This window comes from Pseudomonas sp. Pse79 (assembly GCF_024519615.1).
Taxonomy (GTDB): domain Bacteria; phylum Pseudomonadota; class Gammaproteobacteria; order Pseudomonadales; family Pseudomonadaceae; genus Aquipseudomonas; species Aquipseudomonas veronii.
The window spans coordinates 1-18973 of the sequence record NZ_JALJRR010000045.1; the positions used below are offsets into that span (position 1 = coordinate 1).

The following is an 18973-nucleotide window of genomic DNA, read 5'->3' on the forward strand; positions in this document are numbered from 1 at the left end:
TTGAACTATCGCTCGCCGAGGGAGTTCAGGCGCTTGGCGGCAGCATCAATTTAACGGGGAGTTGGTGTCCGGTTTGGTAGGGGCAAGTCCAGGCACTCCCTGGTACTGGGGACTACACGGGTGGGCAAGACCCGTCTGGCAGAACTGTTTATCACCCAAGACATCAGACGCACCCGCAGACAGCCCCGGCGGCGCGTTCAGATGGGTCGACGTGTTCAGCCTGTTCATCGGAGCCAGCGCCGCGTAGATAAAATTGATGAGATGAACCTTGATCGCGAGGTGGTGATTGTCTTCGACCCCAAAGGCGATGCCGACCTCCTGAAACGCATGTATATCGAGTGCAAGCGTGCCGGCCGACTGGATGAATTTTACATATTCCATTTGGGCTGGCCCGACCACTCCGCTCGTTACAACGCCGTTGGCCGATTTGGTCGGATCTCTGAGGTGGCGACCCGGATTGCCGGTCAACTATCAGGAGAAGGCAACTCGGCCGCGTTCCGCGAGTTCGCCTGGCGTTTCGTCAACATCATCGCACGCGCCTTGGTCGCACTCGGACGCAGGCCAGACTATGAGCAGATACTCAAGCATGTGACCAACATCGATGCGCTCTTCATCGAGTACGCACAGAAGTACTTTGCCGAGCATGATCCCAAGGCCTGGCAAACCATCGTCGAAGTCGAAGGCAAGATCGATCGTAAAATCCTCAGTTTTGCTATGAAGGATCGACCGCTGCGCGTGGTGGCCCTGGACATGTACCTCACTCAGCAACGCATCTCCGATCCTGTGATGGAGGGCCTGCGATCAGCGGTACGTTATGACAAAACCTATTTCGACAAGATTGTGGCCAGCCTGCTACCACTGCTGGAAAAACTGACCACGGGGCGCATTGCAGAGCTGCTGTCTCCAGACTACATGGACCTTGAGGATCCACGACCAATCTTTGACTGGATGCAGGTCATCCGCAAACGGGCGGTGGTCTATGTCGGTCTGGATGCCTTGTCCGATACAGAGGTGGCTGCGGCGGTGGGCAACTCCATGTTCAGCGATCTGGTGTCAGTCGCAGGCCACATCTACAAATTCGGCATCGATGACGGTTTACCCGGGGCAAGCGGTGGCAAGGTGGCGATTAACGTGCACGCCGACGAGTTCAACGAACTGATGGGCGATGAGTTCATTCCGATGATCAACAAAGGCGGCGGCGCCGGCATGCAGGTTACGGCCTACACCCAGACCATGAGCGACATCGAGGCCAAAATTGGTAACCGCGCAAAAGCTGGCCAAGTCATCGGTAACTTCAACAACCTATTCATGTTGCGTGTTCGTGAAACCGCCACCGCCGAGCTGTTGACCAACCAGTTGCCCAAGGTCCAGGTGTTCACCAGTACGCCGGCCAGCAGTGCCAATGATGCGATCAATGGCAAGACCGCTTTCACGTCCAATACCCACGACCAGATCCAAAGCGTCAGCGTGCCGATGATCGAACCGGCGCACGTCGTTGCGCTGCCCAAGGGGCAATGCTTTGCCCTGATCGAGGGCGGCAACCTGTGGAAGATTCGTATGCCGTTGCCGGCGAGCGATCCCGATGAAGTCATGCCCAAGGATCTTCAGGCATTGGTTGAAGGTATGCGCAAAGGATCCGGAACGAGCAGCGATTGGTGGCAAGCGCCGGGATATGAAGCATTAGGCGAATCGCTTCCAGATGATCTGGTCAATGATTTCCGCAAGTTGGCCACCGACGAGAAAGTCGCATAAGCCTGAAGGAACAAGGCCATGGCCGATATCGCGGAAAAAGCCCAGCAACAGCAGGAAGGTCAAAAAACCTTCCTGGGCATGCTGTTCTCGGCTCCCTTTCACTTCCTAGGGGTGATGTTCGGCTCCCTGCTAGGCGCCGTCATCGTTGAATGGATATGCATGTACGTGTTCTGGCCTGATGCTGGCTGGAAACATGCCCAGCAGATGTTCCAGCATGAACTGAGCTGGCTATCCCAAGACTTGCTACAAAGCGTTGTGATCAAAGAACCAGGACGCACAGCCACCTGGCTGGCAGAAACAGTGTATGACTGGCTGATGGTGAAAACCGGCCTGCAGGACAACATCAATGCACTGACCCAGTACGCCCGATCCATATCACAACAACAAGCAGGCACCTTCAATCTCCGCTACGAGCTCGGCCGAGTCATGATCAAGTTCCAGGACTACGGCTTGGCTGCGCTGTATACCGTGCTGACCTTCTGTGTGCGGATGGTCATCCTGACACTGACACTCCCACTGTTTGCACTGGCCGCGTTCACCGGACTCGTCGACGGCCTGGTGAGGCGTGATCTGCGTAAATTCGGCTCCGGCCGGGAGTCCAGCTACCTGTATCACAAAGCCCGAGGGACGATCATTCCCCTGACCATCGTGCCCTGGACGGTCTACCTGGCCATTCCCATCAGCGTCAGCCCTCTTTTGATTCTATTGCCATGCGCAGTGTTATTGGGCGTGTCCGTCTGCATCACTGTCTCCAGCTTCAAAAAATACCTTTAGGAGCCCTCCATGCAATGGACTCAAGAACAGCAGCCCATTATCCATTCAACAGCTGACAAGCTACTGGTCCAGGCCTTTGCCGGCACAGGCAAAACCACAACACTGGTTGGCTACGCCACCCATCACACCTCGGTGAAAATGCTGTACCTCTGCTACAACAAATCCGTCGAGCTCGCGGCCAAGGGCCGCTTCCCTCGCAATGTGGTTTGCAAGACAGCACATGGTCTTGCCTACGCGGTCTACGGCAGTCAGTACGCCGCTAAACAAACCAACAATTTGCGACTCACTGATATTGCCAGGGCCATCAATACCCAGGACTGGGAGCTGGTACGAGACGTCCTCAGTACGCTGAACAACTTCATGGCCAGCGCCGACGACGAGCTGGGCCGGGGGCATTTCCCCAGGTTCCAGGAACAACGAATGCTCACCAGCGCACAGGAACGGTTCTTGAACAAAGCTCTGAGCATGGCAAGGATCATCTGGAAACGGATGATCGATCTGCAAGACACCGGCATTTCGATTACACACGACGGTTACCTGAAGCTGTATCAACTGAGTAAGCCTGACCTTAGCGAAAGGTTTCACGCCATCCTTCTGGATGAGGGACAAGACGTGAACCCGGTTATTGCCGACTTGGTAAAAACACAACGGATCCGCAAGGTGACAGTCGGCGATCCCCATCAGCAGATCTATCGCTTCCGCGGAGCCGAGGATGCGCTCAACAGCGATTGGATGGCCGGCGCCGAACGTCATTACTTGACCCAGAGCTTTCGTTTCGGCCCTGCGGTCGCTCACGTGGCCAACATCATCCTCTTCTACAAGGGGGAGACACGAAAGCTGCAGGGGTTAGGTCCCAACACCCTGGTTAAAAGGACGTTGCCTGAAGATCTACCGCATCGCACGTTTATCCATCGCACCGTTACTGGCGTTATCGAGAATGCCCTATTCTTGGTCGCGATCAAACCCAAGATCTTCTGGGTAGGAGGAATCGACAGCTACTCGCTGCGCGACCTGGAAGACCTGTACATGTTCAGCCGCAACCGCAATAAAGAGGTCCAGAACCGCAAGCTATTGCGGGATTACCGAGACTTTTCACAGTACGTGGAAATTGCCGAGGTGAGCCAAGACACGGAGATGCTGCGCTCAATCAAAATCATTGCAGCCTATCCGGACTTGCCTGAGCGGATCCAGACACTACGCGCTCGATCAGTCGACAATGAGTTGGATGCCACGATCACGCTAACGACAGGGCATAAGGCCAAGGGGCTGGAATGGGACTCTGTTAGCCTGTATGACGACTTCAGCGCTGATCCGCTGTCGCCTGATATTGACCGTGGACGTCGAGATGACGAGTTGAATTTGTTGTATGTGGCTGTGACGCGAGGAATGAAAATTTTGGCGTTGAACTCAATGGTCATTTCTATCATGCAGCGCTATGTCGATGCTCGGACGTCTCCAACCCAAGCTCAGAAATCGCCTGCTTAGCAACAAACTATTTCAGATTGCTGGCACGCGCAGAGAACTGAAACCCTAGTGGCTCCGCACACTGAGGACGTCGCCATGAGCCGTCAGAAATTTGAATACCATACCGAGTTCGCACCGCTGGACTACATCATCCGAACAAAAAAACTCCTGATTTTCAAATCCGAAGAACCTACGACTGAGCCAGATATTCAGGGGTTTCTACAGAGTTCCGGGAATTCACAACGCCTTACTCAACTTGGCCAAGAGGGCTGGGAGCTGGTCAGCGTTCAACCAGTAGTGAGGGGCGAGGTCAAAATCGGCAATCAAAATGCCCAGGGCTGGGCCTACGGCATCGCCTTGCCCACGGGCTATCTGCTTTTCTTCAAACGCCACATCTCCAGTGATTGATGGTGTCAGTACCACCTGAAGAAATCCTTCAAGCTCTGAATATGGTTTTCTTGCGGCGCGCGCGTTGATGAAAACGGCAAGCTGATGGCATCAGGAATTACCAGAGCCCAGCCGTGACTCAGTACCCGCGCCGCACTGCACTCACTCGCCGACTTGCTTTTCCAGCCCTCATCGGACTTTTAGGATGCGGCCTGCCCGCTTCTCAGTCAGCAGCCGCTTCCGCCTCCGAACAGGCCAACCTGGACGTGATGATCCGTCAGTTAAATGCCCTGGAGGACACGGCGCGCCGGAGCGCCCAAGTAGCCGACGAACCAGGCAAGCGTTACTTCTTCGATTATCAGCGTTTGGCAGGCGATATCTCTCGAATTCGCCACGGCCTTGAAAGTTACCTGACCCCAAGCCGAGCCCAGCCTCGGGATACTGTTGAGCTTTCGGGCCAATACACAAAGGAAGGACGCAAGCCATGAGCATGAGCGGCGCTCAGGCGTCAGCCTTTCAGGCGGCTGCGGGGTTCCCTGCTTCGTCTAGCAACCTGTTCTTCATTGGCTTTGCGGTGTCCATCATATTTTTGTGGGGCGCATGGGCTCTCTGGAGCTGCTACCGAGGATGGGCCACCGGAAACCTTGACCGCACGATCGCATCGACCTCGGTTGTTCGCATCCTGCTGCTTTGCATGATCTTGACCACGTTTGTTCTCAGTTGACTTTATCGGAGATTCATCATGACCTCGCGCCTACAGCCACGCCGCTTGCTGATCGGCATTCTTACGCTTCCTCAGTTGGCCATGGCGGCACTGCCCCAGTCTCAACCTCCCACTCGTGGTGAAGGCTCTAACTTGATGCAGACAATGCAGAACTATGCCTTCGACGGATTTTCTCTGCTCGGCCTCATCATCTGCGCCGTCATTTTCAGCGGGGTGGCCTGGCACGCCTTTGGCACCTACCACGAGATCCAGCACGGCAAAAAGAAATGGATGGACCTCGGTGCAACGGCCGCTGTGGGCGTCGCCATCCTAGGTGTCGCCATATTTCTGGTCACCAAGGCAACCAATATTCTTTAACGAGCCTAGGCCATGACAGAACTCTCTGACGATGGAACCCTGATATTCCTTCCAGTGCGGCTGAACAATCAGCCCGTGATCATGGGCGGTCTTACCGCTGACGAAATGTGGGCAACGCTGGGCATCAGCATCGCAGCAGGGCTTGTCCTCGGCATCCCAGCGGCGATTCTGACCCAGATATGGGCGCTGATCATCGCCGCCGCCATGCTTTGCGCGGTTCTCGGGCTCACGCTTGCAAGCCGATTTTTACGCCGCTGGAAACGCGGTCGACCAGACACCTGGCTGTACCGCCAGATGCAGTTGAGCATCGCTCGATATTTTCCGACCTGGAACAAAGTCCATCTGATCACGCGCACTGGTGCATGGACTTGCCGAAGAACGGAGGTTCAATGACCTATAGGAAGAAAGTTGATGCACAACTGGCCCATATAAACAGCCTGCGCCTTGTGATCGGCCTGCTGATTATCCTGGGTCTCTACATGGCTTATGGCTGGCAGAGCGCGCCGCGCGACTTGACCATCCACGTGCCGCCAGACCTTCGCTCGGGCAGTACCCGTCAGTGGTGGGACATCCCACCAGAGTCTGTGTATGCCTTTGGGCTGTATATCTTCCAACAGATGAACCGCTGGCCCGTTGACGGTGAAACCGACTATCAGGACAACATCACTCGCCTGGGGGGTTACCTGACGCCCAGCTGCAAAGCCTATTTACAGAAGGATTTTGAGCTACGGCGCAACAGTGGCGAGCTGCGCAAACGTGAACGGGGTGTTTTTGAGATCCCCGGAAGAGGCATTGACGATAAGTCCGAGCAACATATCGAGCAGAACAGCATCAACGACTGGACCGTCAACCTAGATATTACTGCCGATGAGCATTACGGCGGCGAGCGCGTGAAAAGAGCATTGGCCCGCTACCCTCTGCACATCATCCGCTCGGATATCGACCCCGAAAAAAACCCCTTCGGCCTCGCTTGGGACTGCTACAGCGGCAACCCTCAACGTATTGAGGTCACCGTAGACACTATCAAGTCTGGGGGCAAATGATGGCTCGTCGACTGCTATTTTTCGGTCTACTGGCTCTCAGCTTCAGCGGGCTGGCCAACGCGGTTGAAATACTTCGGTGGGACCGAATTCCGTTGGCGCTTCCCTTGATCGTCGGCCAGGAACGCATTGTCTTTGTTGACCAGAATGTTCGAGTCGGTGTGCCTCGTAACCTGGTCGACAAACTGCGCGTACAGAGCACGGGCGGCGCGCTCTATTTGTTGGCCAAAGAGCCGATCGAACCAAGCCGCTTGCAGCTGAAGAACATGAGCTCCGGCGAGATTATGCTGGTGGATATCATAGCAACCCCAGGGAAACCAAATCAGGTTGCATTCGAGCCGGCAAAAATCGTTGCCGGCGAGAATCCTTCAATACGATACGGGCAAGTGAACTCCAAACCTACGAGCAGCCATGCTTTGGCTCCCACGGTACAAGCCACCACACAGGACGTAGAGGAAGACCCACCAGCGCCGCGACGTGAAACGCCATTGCCAGTGGTCCTCACACGCTATGCCGCCCAGATGTTATATGCCCCCCTGCGCACAGTTGAGCCTGTAGTAGGCATTGCCCAGGTGAATCTCAAGCGAGATGCTGACCTAACCACGCTCCTGCCGACGTTAACGGTCGAAGCGTCCGCACTGGGATCGTGGCGACTGGACGACTACTGGGTGACGGCGGTGAAGCTCCGCAACACGAGCACCCAGCACCTTAGCTTGGACCCTCGGGACTTAATGGGCGATTTTGTAAGCGCTACCTTCCAGCATCCGTACCTGGGCGCCAAGGGGGATGCCAGCGACACCACAACGGTCTACCTGGTAACCCGTGGCCATGGTCTAGCCGAGTCGTTGTTGCCGGCAGCCGTGAGCCAGATCGATCCAAAGGGAGGTCGCCATGAAGAATAATCCCCTGATTAAATTCTTGGTGATCCCGTTCTCGATCCTGGCAATCTTTGTTGTGGTCAAGATGGTAAGTGGAGGCAATGGCAAGCAACAGGCTCAAGAACCTGGAGTTCTTGAACTCAGTGCGGGTGAAGCAAAAAAACTGGGGGTTGATGGTGATACACCCAGCGACACATTGCGGACCATTGTTGCGGAAAGCCGCCAGCTCAAAGACCAAGTCTCCAATGCACTGAAGACAAATGACGAGCTCAAGCAACAGAACATTGAGCTGCAAAAACGCCTGCAGTCCATCGATCTTAACGTCGACAGCAAATTGCAAAATGTTCAGCAAACGCTGAAGCAAGAGTCGCAACAGCAGAGCCAAACAATCCTGGATACGCTGCAGCAGCAATACAATACCCTGAGCAGCAAATCGGGCAGTGGCAATCAGTCTGGATCGGATCTGCCGATCGGATTCGGCGTTCAGCCAGGGGACGGTCAGAGCTTCAAAGGCGCACCTGGGGCGGACGTAGTTTGGATAGAGCCACAGGACGCGACGCCAGTCGACATCAACGGAAAACCCATCGCTGCTGGCTCAAATCAAACAGCCAGTGGGTTCAACTTTCCGACGTCCTTTGGCGAGTCCGTGGACCGAGGTCAAAATGCGCTGCGCACGGGAGCCCAAACCGTCGCCAACGAAATCTCGCCACAGGAGGCCCGCAAACAGGTGCGCAAGGTCTACACCCTGCCGCAGAACTCGACATTAATGGGCTCCGTAGCCATGTCCGCGCTGATTGGCAGGGTGCCCATCGACGGCACGGTCAATGACCCCTATCCGTTCAAGGTACTAATCGGCCCAGACAATCTCACGGCTAACGGTATTGACCTGCCCGACGTTGCAGGCGCGGTGGCCAGCGGAACGGCCTCCGGAGATTGGACCCTGTCCTGTGTTCGCGGGCAGATCAAAAGCCTGACCTTTGTCTTCAACGACGGCACTGTTCGCACGCTGCCACAACCGCAAGAAGAAACAAATGGCAGTCAAACCAACAACCAGAACAATGGCAACCAAACCGCCATCCAGGGAGGTCTGGGCTGGATCAGCGATGCTTATGGCATTCCCTGCATCAGTGGTGATCGGAAAAGCAACGCATCGCAATACATCGGTTCTCAGGTGCTTATTACCGCTGCCGGCGCCGGCGCCGCGTCCCTAATTAAGTCGAATGGTAACAGCAGCTCATTCGTGAATACCCAGACCGGCACCGTGGGCACCGTTGGGATGTCTGGAAGTGAGGCCATGGGCAAAATCATTGGCCAGGGTGTCAACGATGTCTCCAGTTGGGTAAACAAACTTTACGGCCAAGCCTTCGCTGCGGTGTACGTGCAACCCGGTGCCAAAGTCGCCGTACACCTGGACCAACAGCTGACCATCGACTACGAACTCAATGGCCGCAAGGTCGACTATCGCTCAGGAGCCCGTCATGCCTCGACTGCGCTTGATTAATCATGCCTTGATAATTGGGACCTACCTGGTGATCGCACTTCTTGGGGCTGGCTGCTCCACCAACAAGGACGAACTGCTCCCCCATGGGGACAGCACGATGATGGACGTTTGGGATCAAGGATCCAGTGGTTCAAGCAGCAGCACGAGCAGCCGTCAGTTGCTCGATGCCCGTCAGGACCTACGCAGACCTTTGCAACCCAATCAGGCGGAGGCACGGGACGACAATGCTAAATTCACGCGCACGGCTCAAAACGAGATCTACAGCCAGTTCAAACGCCTGCCCAATCCGGATCTGGTCATGTATGTGTTTCCCCACCTGGCGGGCTCTGATCCAGCACCGATCCCAGGCTACACCACCGTGTTTCCCCTTTATCAGCGCGTACAGTACGCCATGCCTGGCGAACGCACGGAGGCATATTGATGAGGCTCTTTGAACGACTCTTCAAAGCACGTAGTGCATCCGACCGTGTCGAGCCTGACCTCTTATCCATCGGGACCGAGTCTATCGAGGCAAAGCCATCAGCAACCGAGACTTTTGAGGCTGCGACGGAACGCTATTACGAACGTCTAGCCGCCATGGGTATTCCGTCACCGAGCGACTGGCGTAATCCCAAGAAAAAGCCAGCCACAACTGCTGACGTCGACCGCATGTATGAGGTGAACCCCTCATTCGTTGACCTCTTACCCTGGGTCGACTACCTACCTGGCGAAAAAGCCATGTTGCTGGAGGACGGAGTGTCGCGTGCTGCTTTCTTTGAACTGACCCCGATCGGCACAGAAGGTCGAGATCCGGAGTGGTTGCGTAAAGCCCGGGATGCTCTGGAAAACGCTCTGCAGGACTCGTTTGACGAGCTGGAAACCTCCCCTTGGGTAGTCCAGCTCTACGCCCAAGACGAAACCAGCTGGGACAATTACCTGCAGCAATTGCACGACTACATTCAGCCTCGCGCACGAGGTAGCGCCTTCACCGAGCTTTACTTGCAGTTAATGAAGCAGCACTTGGAAGCTATTTCCAAACCCGGCGGGCTTTTTGAAGACACCAAGGTTAGCCAACTCCCCTGGAGGGGCCAGCAACGTCGCGTACGCCTGGTGGTGTACCGCCGCACCCAGGGTGCGCAAGCAGACGTGCGCGGCCAAGCCCCTGGCCCTTACCTTAAAATCATTTGTGATCGCCTAGTGGGTGGCCTGGCGAACGCCGGCATTAAAACGCATCGCATGGATGGCCACGCCATTCGTCATTGGTTGATTCATTGGTTCAACCCACGCCCAGATCATCTCGGCCCAGCCGATGCTGATATTCGACGTTTCTATGACCTTGTATGCAAACAGGTCCCGGCCGCGGAGGAGGGCGATTTACCGCTGGCCAGCGGAACCGACTTCTCGCAGAACTTGTGTTACCGCGAACCGCAGTCAAACGTCGAGAAAGGCTTGTGGTACTTCGATGGCCTTCCGCACCGTGTGGTGATGCTTGATCGTCTGCGCGACGCTCCAATGACAGGTCATCTGACTGGTGAAACACGCAAGGGCGGTGATGCTCTCAACGCGCTGTTCGACAAAATGCCAGAAGACACCATTCTCTGTATCACCCTCGTGATCACACCGCAGGACATTCTCGAAGGGCATCTGGAGCAGCTGTCGCGAAAGGCTGTTGGAGACACTCAGGCATCGATCCTTACCCGTGAGGACGTCGCCACAGCCCGCCAGCTACTCGGCCGCAAGCACAAGTTGTACCGAGGTAGCGTAGCGTTTTTCTTGCGTGGGAAAGACGATGCACAGCTACAGGAACGCAGTTTGCAACTCAGCAGTGCATTACTGGGTGCTGGCATGGAACCCGTGGAACCTCGGGATGAAGTTGCACCGCTCAACTCATACCTCAGATGGCTGCCTGGCAATTTCGATCCCAACGCACGCAAGGCACTGGAGTGGTACGCGCAACTGACGTTCGCTCAGCATATTGCAAATCTGGCACCCGTCTGGGGAAGGTCGACCGGAACCGGACATCCGGGTATCACACTATTTAACCGTGGGGGAGCGCCTATAACCTTCGATCCACTGAACAAGCTGGACCGTCAGATGAACGCGCATCTTTTCATTTTTGGTCCTACCGGTTCAGGTAAGTCAGCCAGCGCTACCAGCCTTCTCACCCAACTCATTGCAGTCTACCGGCCACGTCTGTTCATTGTTGAAGCCGGTAATAGCTTTGGCTTGCTAGGTGACTTCGCCAGCAAGCTGGGGTTGACGGTAAACCGTGTTCGATTGGCCCCTGGATCTGGCGTCAGCCTGGCGCCGTTTGCTGATGCAGTAAAACTCATCGAGCCCAGCCATAACGTGAAGATCCTCAAGGCTGATGATCTTGAGGCCTCGGACGAGCACCTTGCTAGCCAGACCGAGGATGAACAACGCGACATCCTGGGCGAGATGGAAATTACGGCCAGGTTGATGATCACCGGTGGTGAGGAAAAAGAGGACGCTCGCCTTACACGAGCTGACCGTAGCGCCATCCGCCAGTGCATTCTCAACGCTGCGAAAAAGTGTGTGGCCGAACAACGAATCGTTCTTCCCGAAGACATTCGCGAAGCCTTGCGAGAAACGGGACTAGAGCCGGGTATCCCGGCAGCTAGAAGCGCACGCTTTCTGGAGATGGCGGAAGCCTTATCCATGTTCTGCATGGGCACCGAAGGCGATATGTTCAACCGGCCAGGTACGCCCTGGCCAGAGGCGGACATCACCATTGTTGACCTAGCCACCTACGCCCGAGAAGGGTACAGCGCACAGATGGCCATCTCCTACATTTCCCTGCTCAACACAGTGAATAACATCGCAGAACGCGACCAATTCAAAGGCCGCCCTCTGGTCTTCTTCACCGATGAAGGCCACATCCAGTTGAAGGTGCCGCTGCTATCCCCCTACTCCGTCAAGATCACCAAAATGTGGCGAAAACTCGGGGCCTGGTTCTGGATGGCTACCCAAAACGTCGACGACGTGCCGCCAGAGGCCTCCGCTCTGCTCAACATGATCGAATGGTGGATGTGCTTGAACATGCCCCCGGACGAGGTGGAGAAAATCGCACGTTTTCGTGAACTGACCCCGGCGCAAAAGTCGATGATGCTGTCAGCGCGTAAAGAAAGCGGCAAATTCACCGAAGGCGTGGTGCTGTCCAAAAGCATGGAGATGTTGTTCCGGGCGGTGCCCCCCAGTTTATACCTGGCCCTGGCCATGACAGAGCCAGAGGAGAAAAAACAACGCTTCGACATCATGCAAGCCAAAGGCTGCAACGAACTCGATGCCGCCATTGAAGTCGCTGCAACATTAGACCGTCATCGCGGTATCGAACCGCACATCATCACTTTCCCCGAGCAAGTTACGGCCTTGGAGCGCCAAGCATGAGAGCATTGAATTCCCTGACCCAGAACCTGATTGAAAGTTTGACCCAGTTGCTTGAACAGCCAGGGGAAGAAGCTCTGCAGACCTTAGAGGTTTGTGCTCCCGTACTGATCGAGGAACTGCAGCAGGTCTTGGTACGTGCGGTGGACCGTCGAGACTTTGAGTCCCAGCTTCAAACGGTATTAGCCGACTGGCTTCGACAGCACCCACAACCCGAGAGTGCTGAAAGCGCGCTTCTTGGAGCCTTGCGTAAGCAAGCACTTCTCTCATCGAAGTCAGCAGAGGCTCGGGCATGAAACGCCCTCGCTTAAGAGAAGCACTGCTGGGGTGCCTGTTAGCAGGCCTATCGTTAGCCTGCATTGCCTTCATTCGAAACGAGATGAAAACAACTAATCACACAGGTCCTTGGGTATACGGCTCGCCCGATGCTCGTTGGACTGTGACAGAGTTTGCGGACTTGGAATGCCCATACTGCAAGACGTATACGCCGGTACTAATGGCATGGGTACAGCAACAAAAGGATGTAAACCTGCAGTGGCATCACCTGCCATTGGATTTTCACGGTGCGGCCGCTGTACATGAAGCCAGGCTCGCCGAGTGCGCGGGAAAGCTAGGTGGTGCAATCGCCTTCTGGCAAACCATCGACCAGACCTTTGAACGCACCCACAGCAACGGTCAGGGTTTCACTGGTCATCTGGAGGTCGATGGAGTTGATTACCAAGACCTGGTGGCCTGTGCGGAAAATGACAAACAGAGCGCCATGAACATTACCCAACAAGCAAAAGAAGCAAGCAGAGCTAGGATTACCGCAACGCCCACTGTGATAATCAAAGACAACATGACGGGTAGAACAATAAAACTTGAAGGTCCCGCTGATGGTGTGACTTTGCTGTCGGCCATTGATTGGCTAGCTCAAAAAAAAAGCAACAGCCCCCTGAAAAAGTCGACCTTTTAATGAATCAAAGATGCAGATTGCCGCTGCACCCGGTCGCGGCTGACCGCATTCATGAGTACCTGGAGCGCGACACTTAACGCGAGCCTGGCAACGGCCCGCTATTTCGCTCGATCCGGGGCCCGCACCGCCAGCGGCGCCGTTACGGGTAACGGAATTTACAAGGTGGTTGCCCAATGGGCGCACGCAGCGGGCATAGAGGTTGATGGACTGGGCGTGCACGGCCTTCGCGCGACGGCCGCGACCAAAGCGCTGGAACACGACGCCGATATCGCTAAGGTTCAGGTGTGGCTGGGCCATGCCAATATCAGCACGACCCGCCTGTACGACCGGCGAGGTCAGCGGCCCGAGGACTCACCGACCTACAAAGTGAAATACTGAAAAGCCATTCATTTGACAGCTTGGATCTGGCATCCAATTCAACCCAATGAAGTCCAGAAATTGACTTCTATATAGATGGCATCAGGAATGGCAAAACTCACCGGAAAATCTTTACCGCGCGGCGGATTGGGTGACCCCACCGCAGTGAACGTGGCCCCTACATCTTTCCAGACGGGATTGCACAACTTGCTATTGTCGACGTCGCGGGCCTGGGTAGCACCGGCATGATATTTCTTGAAAAGATCCACGGCCTGTTGCTCCAGGTACGCGATCGCCTGCTGCTGTGGATATTTACTGCTGAAAGTCGATGACGTTTCAATCAGCGTTTTCGCAGTGGCATCAATGTTCAAAAACTCAAATAACATTCAAAACTCCCTATTTCCCGAACTCTGCGGGTTTCCAGTGTTGCGTTTTTTTAGTCAAAAAAAAAATGACCGAAGCCAGGGCGGCCCACCTCTCAACCCTTACAAGCCTGAGACAGCGTCCAAGGCATTCATCAGCCCGGTGCGGACCGTGCTGGGCATCGAACTCGCTAACCTGCCGGAGCTTTTCAACGCTACCAATCCCAACAAATCCGGGGCTGTCGCGTGGCTATTTCCACAGTTATGGCAAAGGCAAGCAAGTCAACGATAACCAGGGAGAATTTACCGCGATTTTTGACGGTACTCATGGCTGGTTTTGGCGTAACCGCAGCAACAGTGACGTGACCATTTCACTGAAAGCCACCGGCGATTACTTGAGCGTCAAACAGTAATCCTATGCGGCGATGGCTGCTCTGCTGTCGAAAGGCAGCGTTCAGCCTAACCACGGAAATTTCTTTATCCATTTTTTGAAGAGTGCTCCCGTGAAAACTCAAACGACCCTGATCCGTTCGATGCTCCTGATCTGCTTCCTTGGCCTGATGGCGGCATGCGATGGTGGCGAAAAACCTCATACCGCCGAAAGTGCTGAACACGGCCACTCACACGAGTAAAACCCTGCAAAGATAAAGCTAAATTTGCGAGGTTATTGAAGGGCTGGCATTTGGATCGGCGTGGCCGGCACTTCTTGGGTTGTCCAATCCAGGGAGTTAAACCGGCCACGTTGAGCCAGAGGGACTACTCGTCGCCGGATGCTAGACACTGATACTTACCGAAGGCTTCGATATCTATCGTAGCCATGCAACCGATACCGAGCGCTATGCTGTCATGGCGCAAACCCAACCCTTGACCGCCACCTATTGGCAGGCTTCAGGTTGGCAGAAACTGCCGGCGCGGCATATCGATCTCATGGACGAGACGAATGGGCACCTGATGTTCCAGTGAGCAGATGATCTGACCTGAGGAATTATTGACTCTTCAGCAACAGTAAGAGAAGAGCTGTTGAGGCAAGCAATGCCCCCACGACGAAGGTGCTGTCTGATCCGATGCTTTGCCATAGCCAGCCCGCAAGAACACTGGCGATCAGCATGCATACACCACTGACCAAATTGAAAATACCGAAGGCGGTGCCCTTAAGTTTTCCAGGCGCTTTATCGGCTACAAGCGAGGCAAGAATGCCTTGGCTGAATCCCATATGAAGCCCCCACAATGCAACGCCCAGCATCATCGTGATGGCAGAGCTGGACTGAGCAAGCACCAGATCCGCTAGGATGAGTAATCCCATCCCCACAACGAGCAGTTTCGTACGGCTGATACGATCAGATAGCCAACCGGCAGGGTAAGCAGACAAGGTATAGAAAAGTGCCATTACCACCATCACCAGTGGAGTCCAGGTGGCCGAAAAGCCTAACTGTTGGGCCCGTAATACCAGAAACGCTTCACTGAACCGGGCTAGTGTAAATACCCCGCCAATGACAACAACCCACCAGTACCCAGACGAGAAGTCGAGCAAGGCTCTCCAATGAATCGGAGAGCGAAATTTGCGTTCACTGGGGGCGTGTACGGGCTCTTTTACTCCTGTGACAATTAGAGTCACCGCTATTGCTGCAGGAATCACTGCAACCCACAGTACAAGCTGTATGTCTGCGAGCCACAACATCAGCAATATGGCCAGAGCGGGGCCAAGAACGGCTCCTACGGTATCCATCGATTGTCTTAACCCAAAGCAGGCGCCCCGGATCTCTGGTGGCGAAACATCTGCGACCAGTGCATCTCGCGGTGCGCCACGAATCCCTTTACCGATACGATCCAGAAAGCGAGCAGTGAAGACCACCTCAACCGAGTGAGCCAAAGGGAAAAGCGGCTTGGTCAGGGCGGCCAAACCATATCCAAGTAGCATTAGTCCTTTGCGTCGCCCTATAAAGTCGCTGATGGCGCCAGAGAATATTTTGACGAACATGGCGGTCGACTCGGCAATCCCCTCTATCACCCCTACAGTCAATGCACTCGCGCCCAACGTAGTGACTAAAAACACAGGCAGCAAACTGTGTACCAGCTCAGACGATAGATCCATGAACAGGCTAACAAAGCCCAACGCCCAGATCGTGCGCGGAATCCGAAGACGCTCAACATTTGTATTAGGACTATCGCTGCTCATATTTTCATCCTGTACTCGTCGGTGCCGCAGAGAGGTATGGAAAGGCAGCGCCCCTTCCACGTGACTATCTCACTCGCGTGGACTGCAGATAGTGGTAGGAAGAAATGGTGCCCAAGATATGGAGGTTACACGGGACACACCTAGGCATCTGCCTGTCAAAAAATTCATTTTGTGGGGATGAGCGTGAAATGCCCCTAGCTTCAGTATTAGCCCAAGCCAGAAAACATTGTGATGGCTAAACCTAAACACTGGAGATTTGCCATGAAAACCCTGAAAGCTCTTTTGATCGTAACCTTGATGAGTGCCTCTGTAGCTGCCATGGCAGAAGGCGGTGGCGATACAGTAACTGCAAAGATGGAGGCCGCAAGAGAGTCTGCGATGGCAACGTACCAGCAGTCTGAACACTCAACCGCCGTTGCCAGCAATCAGAAAGCGCCATCCAACGATGTCGAATGCACAAATTGATATTACGCAATATTCATCAAATCATTTAGCAGTCTGCGACTTGCTCGTGCGCTTTAACTGCCATGGGCCACAGCCAAAGAAGCTGCTAAAAGCAACCACTAAAAAAGCCGCTTGCTCGCAGCATGCAGTAGGGGTGATCAGGTTAAAAGAGTCAAAAATTTCATCTCGGATTGCGATGTGCATCGACAATCCGAGTATTGGGCGTGCAAGAAATTACTTTTTTACATCAAAAGTTATGGTCAGCCTAAATTACGAACCATACTTCCGAGATCCAAGTAAAAAGTATAGTCTGCGAAAATTTTTTACGTAAAAAATCACGATAAATTTGTTTGTGACTCCTATTAAACCACTCCCTTGAACTGAATATGCCCTGCAAGGGGGGCAAGAAAAGTAAAAATTTAGCGCTGAGTTTGCGCCAGAAACGACACGAATAATAAATTTAATTGTGATTGTTCTTTGACAGAATTTTGATCTTTTACACCCTAAGCTGCGCTCATCCATACATCGCGCTATAGCTTGATCGTTACGCTCACGAACTATACCGGTTATCCCTAATAGATGTATGTGAGTCAGGTGCGAACGGCGAGCTTTTAGACGCTGTAATTTATAGATTTACTCCGTTTTCAGGACCCCCCCCTTATGAGCACCCCTATCAGTTTGAATAAGCTGCCAGAAATAACCTTGGCGTTCTGGGCGATGAAAATCTGCGCCACCACCCTCGGTGAGACTGCGGGTGATTTACTGTCGATGACGCTGAATGTGGGGTATGCGATCAGCTCAATGATCCTGATAAGCGCCTTCCTGATTACACTTGGTTTGCAGCTATTTTCGAAAAGTTATAATCCCGTGTTGTACTGGGTCGTTATTCTCTCCACCAGTACCGCAGGCACCACCATGTCGGACTTTATGGATCGTACCTTGGGCCTAGGCTATGCGTCCGGCTCTCTAATTCTGATCAGCCTGTTGATCACTATTTTTGCGGTCTGGCGCTTGAGCGAGAAAACGCTGTCGGTAAACAACATCCACACCACTAAGGGCGAGGTGTTCTATTGGGCGGCAATTCTGATTTCCAACACGCTGGGCACAGCGTTAGGCGACTACCTGGCAGATGACTCCGGACTGGGCTTCGCTGGAGGTGCATTGCTGATCGGGGCGGCGATTACCGCTGTGATGCTGGCCAAGTTCTACACGAGGATTTCCACAGTGCTGCTCTTCTGGTTGGCGTTTGTCCTGACCCGACCGTTCGGCGCGACACTCGGCGATTTTTTGACCAAGTCTCACGAAAAAGGCGGTCTGGATTTTGGCACCGTTGGTTCATCGTTAGTGTTGGCCAGTGTGTTGGTAGTGTTGGTGTCCTTCGCCGTCAAGGCACGCAGCGCTGAAGAAATGTATGGCTGAACGGCCTGTGGGGGAGTGCTACAAGGTCGAGTTGGTGCTTGGCAGCGTTTTGTGTGAGCCAAGTTTTCCGCGTACGGCGTTCATCGTCACTGTTGACTACGTTGTGTGGTCGCCCCAACCTTGAGATGTGCCTGGTCTAAAAATCGAAAATGCTCGATACGGCATTTGCTCTTAAGCCAAGTAGGCGCTTTGAAAAACGCATCGAGGAATTTCCCGCTACCGTTGACCGCTTCAGAATGGTCGTGGGACCTATCGGGCACGATTGTCTCATCACCGGTACTCTATAGGCAGCCCCCGAATCATGGCGTCCCTGTCTCAACGCTCATTGAGTTCCTCACGGTGCATCCCCATGCTGCGTATCTCGCGGTATTTTTCTTGGCTCTTTCCGAGTCAGTTCCGATCATCGGAGTCTTTGTTTCAGGCACTGCCATAATAATCGCGCTCAGTGCCTTTGTTGCTCTGCGCGTTGGTATTCGCCGCGACATTGGGTGCTGACGTGGGGATGGTCTTTCGTTTTGGCTAGGGCATCGACACCCGCCCAAAAACTCTCGGCTTCTCGCCTTCGAGCCGCCACCCTGAACTGATTCAGAGCAGCAAGGCCTTTTTCGAGCGATACGAAGCCAAGAGCATATTTCTCGCGCGCTTCGTACCGGGCACTCACGCCTCCATATCGCTGCTCATATTTTCATCCTGTACTTGTTATTGGCGAAGAGAGGTCGGGAAAGGCAGGGCCACTTCTACATTCCTATCGTACTCGCCGAGAATGCAGATAGTGGTCTGAAGAAATGGCCTCCAGGATACGAAAGTCACACATAGCGCACCTCAGATATTTACCTGTCAGAAAATTCATTTTTCGGGGAAGAACGTGAAATACAGCCCGCTTTAGTATTAGCCCAAGCCAGCAAACATTCTGATGGCTGAACCTAAACACTGGAGATTTGCCATGAAAACCCTGAAAGCTCTTTTGATCGTAACCTTGATGAGTGCCTCTGTAGCTGC

At 54.2% G+C, this 18973-nt stretch carries 19 protein-coding genes and 2 pseudogenes; 18 read left to right on the top strand and 3 right to left on the bottom strand.

The window, feature by feature from the left end:
* Positions 1-93: 93 nt before the first annotated feature.
* The 16 genes and pseudogenes from traD to NR164_RS29505 form a co-directional block, all read left to right on the top strand.
* Positions 94-1752: pseudogene (traD, locus tag NR164_RS29430) on the top strand (type IV conjugative transfer system coupling protein TraD); the annotation flags it as partial.
* 18 nt (positions 1753-1770) lie between these two features.
* Complete coding sequence (locus NR164_RS29435) at positions 1771-2526, top strand: TIGR03747 family integrating conjugative element membrane protein (RefSeq protein ID WP_201021839.1); 756 nt, start codon at positions 1771-1773, stop codon at positions 2524-2526.
* Positions 2527-2535: 9 nt separating this feature from the next.
* The gene (locus tag NR164_RS29440) at positions 2536-4011 is read left to right on the top strand and encodes a UvrD-helicase domain-containing protein (RefSeq protein ID WP_256823600.1); all 1476 of its coding nucleotides are present in this window, start codon (positions 2536-2538) and stop codon (positions 4009-4011) included.
* A gap of 75 nt (positions 4012-4086) precedes the next feature.
* The gene (locus tag NR164_RS29445; RefSeq protein WP_256823601.1) at positions 4087-4398 is read left to right on the top strand and encodes a hypothetical protein; all 312 of its coding nucleotides are present in this window, start codon (positions 4087-4089) and stop codon (positions 4396-4398) included.
* A gap of 170 nt (positions 4399-4568) precedes the next feature.
* On the top strand, positions 4569-4865 hold the full coding sequence (locus tag NR164_RS29450) for an RAQPRD family integrative conjugative element protein (RefSeq protein WP_256823616.1): 297 nt from the start codon (positions 4569-4571) through the stop codon (positions 4863-4865).
* Positions 4862-5101: a TIGR03758 family integrating conjugative element protein gene (locus NR164_RS29455; protein WP_256823602.1), complete on the top strand. Its 240-nt coding sequence runs from the start codon at positions 4862-4864 to the stop codon at positions 5099-5101. Before NR164_RS29450 ends, NR164_RS29455 begins: the two co-directional genes overlap by 4 nt.
* 18 nt (positions 5102-5119) lie before the next feature.
* On the top strand, positions 5120-5458 hold the full coding sequence (locus NR164_RS29460) for a TIGR03745 family integrating conjugative element membrane protein (protein WP_201021831.1): 339 nt from the start codon (positions 5120-5122) through the stop codon (positions 5456-5458).
* Positions 5459-5470: 12 nt separating this feature from the next.
* Complete coding sequence (locus tag NR164_RS29465) at positions 5471-5851, top strand: TIGR03750 family conjugal transfer protein (protein WP_256823603.1); 381 nt, start codon at positions 5471-5473, stop codon at positions 5849-5851.
* Positions 5848-6501 (top strand): PFL_4703 family integrating conjugative element protein, encoded by a 654-nt coding sequence (locus NR164_RS29470; protein WP_201021829.1) that lies wholly within the window; start codon positions 5848-5850, stop codon positions 6499-6501. Before NR164_RS29465 ends, NR164_RS29470 begins: the two co-directional genes overlap by 4 nt.
* Positions 6501-7400 carry a TIGR03749 family integrating conjugative element protein gene (locus NR164_RS29475; RefSeq protein ID WP_256823604.1) on the top strand — a complete coding sequence of 300 codons (900 nt, stop codon included), beginning with the start codon at positions 6501-6503 and terminating at the stop codon, positions 7398-7400. Before NR164_RS29470 ends, NR164_RS29475 begins: the two co-directional genes overlap by 1 nt.
* Positions 7390-8877 (top strand): TIGR03752 family integrating conjugative element protein, encoded by a 1488-nt coding sequence (locus NR164_RS29480; RefSeq protein WP_256823605.1) that lies wholly within the window; start codon positions 7390-7392, stop codon positions 8875-8877. The genes NR164_RS29475 and NR164_RS29480 overlap by 11 nt, the downstream gene beginning before the upstream one ends.
* Entirely contained in the window at positions 8855-9298 is a 444-nt protein-coding gene (locus NR164_RS29485; RefSeq protein ID WP_256823606.1) for a TIGR03751 family conjugal transfer lipoprotein, read from the top strand. Before NR164_RS29480 ends, NR164_RS29485 begins: the two co-directional genes overlap by 23 nt.
* Positions 9299-9453: 155 nt before the next feature.
* Positions 9454-12264, top strand: a complete 2811-nt coding sequence (locus NR164_RS29490; protein ID WP_372340311.1) for a conjugative transfer ATPase — start codon at positions 9454-9456, stop codon at positions 12262-12264.
* Complete coding sequence (locus NR164_RS29495; protein WP_256823608.1) at positions 12261-12557, top strand: hypothetical protein; 297 nt, start codon at positions 12261-12263, stop codon at positions 12555-12557. The genes NR164_RS29490 and NR164_RS29495 overlap by 4 nt, the downstream gene beginning before the upstream one ends.
* A complete protein-coding gene (locus NR164_RS29500; protein WP_256823609.1) occupies positions 12554-13216 on the top strand; it encodes a DsbA family protein in 663 nt (220 codons plus the stop codon). Before NR164_RS29495 ends, NR164_RS29500 begins: the two co-directional genes overlap by 4 nt.
* A gap of 17 nt (positions 13217-13233) precedes the next feature.
* Positions 13234-13594 (top strand): annotated as a pseudogene (locus NR164_RS29505) (tyrosine-type recombinase/integrase); the annotation flags it as partial.
* Between the two features lie 38 nt (positions 13595-13632).
* Here the strand turns inward: NR164_RS29505 and NR164_RS29510 are convergent.
* The 3 genes from NR164_RS29510 to NR164_RS29520 all read right to left on the bottom strand — a co-directional run bounded on the left by NR164_RS29510 (position 13633) and on the right by NR164_RS29520 (position 16111).
* Complete coding sequence (locus tag NR164_RS29510) at positions 13633-13959, bottom strand: hypothetical protein (protein WP_256823610.1); 327 nt, start codon at positions 13957-13959, stop codon at positions 13633-13635.
* Positions 13960-14306: 347 nt separating this feature from the next.
* Positions 14307-14549: a hypothetical protein gene (locus NR164_RS29515; RefSeq protein WP_256823617.1), complete on the bottom strand. Its 243-nt coding sequence runs from the start codon at positions 14547-14549 to the stop codon at positions 14307-14309.
* Positions 14550-14920: 371 nt separating this feature from the next.
* Positions 14921-16111, bottom strand: coding sequence for an MFS transporter (locus NR164_RS29520; RefSeq protein ID WP_256823611.1), 1191 nt, complete (start codon positions 16109-16111; stop codon positions 14921-14923).
* Positions 16112-16372: 261 nt separating this feature from the next.
* Between NR164_RS29520 and NR164_RS29525 the strand changes: the two genes are divergently transcribed.
* Complete coding sequence (locus tag NR164_RS29525) at positions 16373-16576, top strand: co-regulatory protein PtrA N-terminal domain-containing protein (RefSeq protein ID WP_256823612.1); 204 nt, start codon at positions 16373-16375, stop codon at positions 16574-16576.
* Between the two features lie 657 nt (positions 16577-17233).
* Positions 17234-17974 carry a membrane protein gene (locus tag NR164_RS29530; protein ID WP_046482581.1) on the top strand — a complete coding sequence of 247 codons (741 nt, stop codon included), beginning with the start codon at positions 17234-17236 and terminating at the stop codon, positions 17972-17974.
* The last annotated feature ends 999 nt before the right edge of the window (positions 17975-18973 follow it).

Coding starts and splice junctions, on each gene's coding strand:
- NR164_RS29435 (WP_201021839.1), top strand. CDS start 1,771: ATGGCCGATATCGCGGAAAAAGCCCAGCAACAGCAGGAAGGTCAAAAA.
- NR164_RS29440 (WP_256823600.1), top strand. CDS start 2,536: ATGCAATGGACTCAAGAACAGCAGCCCATTATCCATTCAACAGCTGAC.
- NR164_RS29445 (WP_256823601.1), top strand. CDS start 4,087: ATGAGCCGTCAGAAATTTGAATACCATACCGAGTTCGCACCGCTGGAC.
- NR164_RS29455 (WP_256823602.1), top strand. CDS start 4,862: ATGAGCATGAGCGGCGCTCAGGCGTCAGCCTTTCAGGCGGCTGCGGGG.
- NR164_RS29460 (WP_201021831.1), top strand. CDS start 5,120: ATGACCTCGCGCCTACAGCCACGCCGCTTGCTGATCGGCATTCTTACG.
- NR164_RS29465 (WP_256823603.1), top strand. CDS start 5,471: ATGACAGAACTCTCTGACGATGGAACCCTGATATTCCTTCCAGTGCGG.
- NR164_RS29470 (WP_201021829.1), top strand. CDS start 5,848: ATGACCTATAGGAAGAAAGTTGATGCACAACTGGCCCATATAAACAGC.
- NR164_RS29475 (WP_256823604.1), top strand. CDS start 6,501: ATGGCTCGTCGACTGCTATTTTTCGGTCTACTGGCTCTCAGCTTCAGC.
- NR164_RS29480 (WP_256823605.1), top strand. CDS start 7,390: ATGAAGAATAATCCCCTGATTAAATTCTTGGTGATCCCGTTCTCGATC.
- NR164_RS29485 (WP_256823606.1), top strand. CDS start 8,855: ATGCCTCGACTGCGCTTGATTAATCATGCCTTGATAATTGGGACCTAC.
- NR164_RS29490 (WP_372340311.1), top strand. CDS start 9,454: ATGGGTATTCCGTCACCGAGCGACTGGCGTAATCCCAAGAAAAAGCCA.
- NR164_RS29495 (WP_256823608.1), top strand. CDS start 12,261: ATGAGAGCATTGAATTCCCTGACCCAGAACCTGATTGAAAGTTTGACC.
- NR164_RS29500 (WP_256823609.1), top strand. CDS start 12,554: ATGAAACGCCCTCGCTTAAGAGAAGCACTGCTGGGGTGCCTGTTAGCA.
- NR164_RS29510 (WP_256823610.1), bottom strand. CDS start 13,959: ATGTTATTTGAGTTTTTGAACATTGATGCCACTGCGAAAACGCTGATT.
- NR164_RS29520 (WP_256823611.1), bottom strand. CDS start 16,111: ATGAGCAGCGATAGTCCTAATACAAATGTTGAGCGTCTTCGGATTCCG.
- NR164_RS29525 (WP_256823612.1), top strand. CDS start 16,373: ATGAAAACCCTGAAAGCTCTTTTGATCGTAACCTTGATGAGTGCCTCT.